The 2,826-nt window shown below is 40.2% G+C and carries 2 protein-coding genes; both read left to right on the top strand.

Translation table 11 applies throughout. The features are described 5' to 3' along the window. The first annotated feature begins 76 nt into the window (after positions 1 to 76). On the top strand, positions 77 to 1,003 hold the full coding sequence (locus ASV53_RS23510) for a hypothetical protein (protein ID WP_141226310.1): 927 nt from the start codon (positions 77 to 79) through the stop codon (positions 1,001 to 1,003). A 230-nt stretch (positions 1,004 to 1,233) separates the two neighbouring features. Further along, entirely contained in the window at positions 1,234 to 2,742 is a 1,509-nt protein-coding gene (locus tag ASV53_RS23505) for a peptide MFS transporter (RefSeq protein ID WP_062689064.1), read from the top strand. The last annotated feature ends 84 nt before the right edge of the window (positions 2,743 to 2,826 follow it).

Genomic DNA, 2,826 nt, shown 5'->3' with positions numbered 1-2,826 from the left:
CTGGAAAGTTGGATTCTAGAAAAAACAAAAATGAGTCAGAGAATATTCATATGACTTCGAATATAGAGGAGGAGTTGTGAATCATATTATTCAAGCTGTATCGAGGCGATTTAATAAATTAGCCTGCGATCAAGTAATGAAGAAGATCATTACAACAGCTCCAACTAGTCATATCGGCTCTAACGATGTAGCTGTACTCTCCATGATAGGAAAGAGAGTAATAAATGATTATCTGGTGGCAATAAAATCATTTTTATTTTGGTATCCAGAAGTCAGCGTACATGTACTGAGTGATGGAACCTTAGATGACTCTGACCGCTTATTAATTCGCTCGCACATACATTCAGTCACTTTTTATACTTACAACGATGTTTCTATGGAAGGGCTTCCAACAGGTAACTGCTGGGAAAGGTTGGTTACCTTGCTCAATTTGGCAGAGACACGTTATGTCATTCAATTAGACTCCGATATTGTCGTTAACGCAGCTATCCCTGAAGTAAAATCAGCTGTTGAATCACAAGTATCATTTGTCATTGGTGATCCGAACTGGAGTCAAGCCGTTCCTCTTGATGAATTATCTCGACTTGCTTCTCAAAACCTGTCTCAGCACGTTCAATCCCAGTCTGAGCATGTAATGTCACGGATCCCTAGCTTACATGACAAATCAGTTTGTTATTTACGAGGGTGTGCTGGCTTTACGGGCATCCCTAAAGGTGTGAACAAGCTAGCACTATTACGGCAGTTCTCTCAGGAAATGGCGGCAATACTTGGCGAGGAAAAATGGAGTGAGTGGGGCAGTGAACAAGTTGCATCAAACTTTATTGCTTCTACGTGCCAAGGTGGACATGTTTTACCTTGGCCTCAGTATCAAACATATATGTTCCCGCAAAGCACAACTCGCCTTGAAAATACGTCGCTGATTCATTTTATGGGAACGTGTCGATATAAACATGGTGAGTATAAAAAAGCAGTAAATAGAGCGTTAACTATGTTGTCACTCTAATATTGATTATTCATGTTTTATAGCAAGATTATGCAGCTAGAGGAATTGCCTTTAGCTGCATTTTTTTGTTCTAATTACAATAGCTTATAGTCCTGTAGTGAGACTTGTGATCAAAAAATCATTATTCCATTGGGTGAATTGGCGTTTGTTGCATATTTGCATGTTGGATCATTATTTAACAGTTCTGCGTATGTTAGTTTTCGTGGTGCATAATGTTGAAGGAGTATAACATGCAAGATGCAAACACTAGATTCCCCAGTATTGCGAAGGTTTTAATTTTGCGGCAGTTCCTTTGGGGAGCTGCTTTTTACGGGGCGTATGTTCTATTAACCAAATATTTTCTTTTTGAGCTAAATTACAGTGAAGCTGACACCATCATGATGATGGGGGCATTTGGTGCTGTTGGTCCCGTATTTTCAGCTGTTGGTGGGTTTGTTGCTGATAGGTATATTGGCTCATTCCGTGCGGTATATATTGGCTACACCATTTACACTATCGGTTTCTTCTTATTGGGGATGGGGGCATCCACACTGAATGTTCCTCTCAGTATTTTCTCGATTGCTTTGATCGGTTACGCTCGAGGGCTTTCAGCAACCAGTCCGACAGTGCTATTGGGTAACTCATACTCAGCGACAAACAGGGAAGCTTTCCAACAAGGTTTAACGGTTAACTATTCCATTAATAACTTGGGGTCGTTTGCTTCTAAATACCTTTTCCCATTCTTGGTAGCGTACTTGGCTTATCAAGGTAACTTCTTTATTTCATCATTTTTGATGCTGATCACCTTGGTGCTTTTTGTTACTTTCCGAAAACAACTAGCTCAAGTTGGTAATGATATTGACCGTCGCAGCGTTAGCATGAAAACATGGGGTTACTTTGTGGTTGGCTCTGCATTAATGCTTGGCTTAGTGTTCTGGATTTTCTCTAATCTAGATGAAGGTAAATACCTCCTTTATGGACTGGGTGCATGTGCGATTTTGTATTTCATTTATGAGATCACTAAAGCATCGGCAGCATACAAATACAAAATGTGTGGTGTGTTAATTACTATCTTTATCATGATCGTTTTCTATTTTTACTATGGTCAGATGCTTACCTCGATGAACATCTACGCTATTAACTTAATGGGCGATCAAATCCTTGGATTTATTCCAATTAGACCTGAATCAAATGCGGCTTTTAACCCATTGTGGTGCTTTGTGTTGGGTGGACCAATGATTTATGCGTATAGCTGGTTAGAGAACAAAGGTTACTCGCCAACTATTCCGACCAAATTTGCTGTTGCGTTTATCTTCAGTGGTATTGCATTTAGCTTGTTAGGCTTATCAACGAGCTTTGTGGGTGAAAATGGCAAAATCTCTGCTGATTGGATTTTGTGGGTTCACTTCTTCCAATCTATGGCTGAATTGATTGTAGGGGCTTTGGGTGCTGGCTTCATTTTTGAAATGGTGCCGCGTTACCTTTCTGCGTTTGCTATTGGCCTTCGTTCAGTTGCCTTGTCACTCAGTGGGATTTTAGCCGCAGTTATTTCGACTAAGATTGCATTGCCGAAAGGCCAAGAGCTAACGCCTGAAATCATTGAAGGGGTTTATGCTAGTTACTTTTATAATCTTGCGATTCTTGCCATTGTGATGGCAGTGGTAACACTTGGATTATCTAAAGTAATAGCGAAGCTGATTAACAAAGGTGAAGAGTTAGAGCGTATAGAGAACGCCTCACAAACCTCGCCACAGTCGTAAATCTCTCTGAATGTAAGCCGCACCCTTATTCATTAAGGCTGCGGCTTTTTTTTGTTTAATTACAGTGCTATAAAAGAACTAATT

Source organism: Photobacterium sanguinicancri, assembly GCF_002265265.1.
In the GTDB taxonomy this organism is placed as follows: domain Bacteria; phylum Pseudomonadota; class Gammaproteobacteria; order Enterobacterales; family Vibrionaceae; genus Photobacterium; species Photobacterium sanguinicancri.
This window is presented reverse-complemented; position numbering and strand designations above follow the sequence as displayed.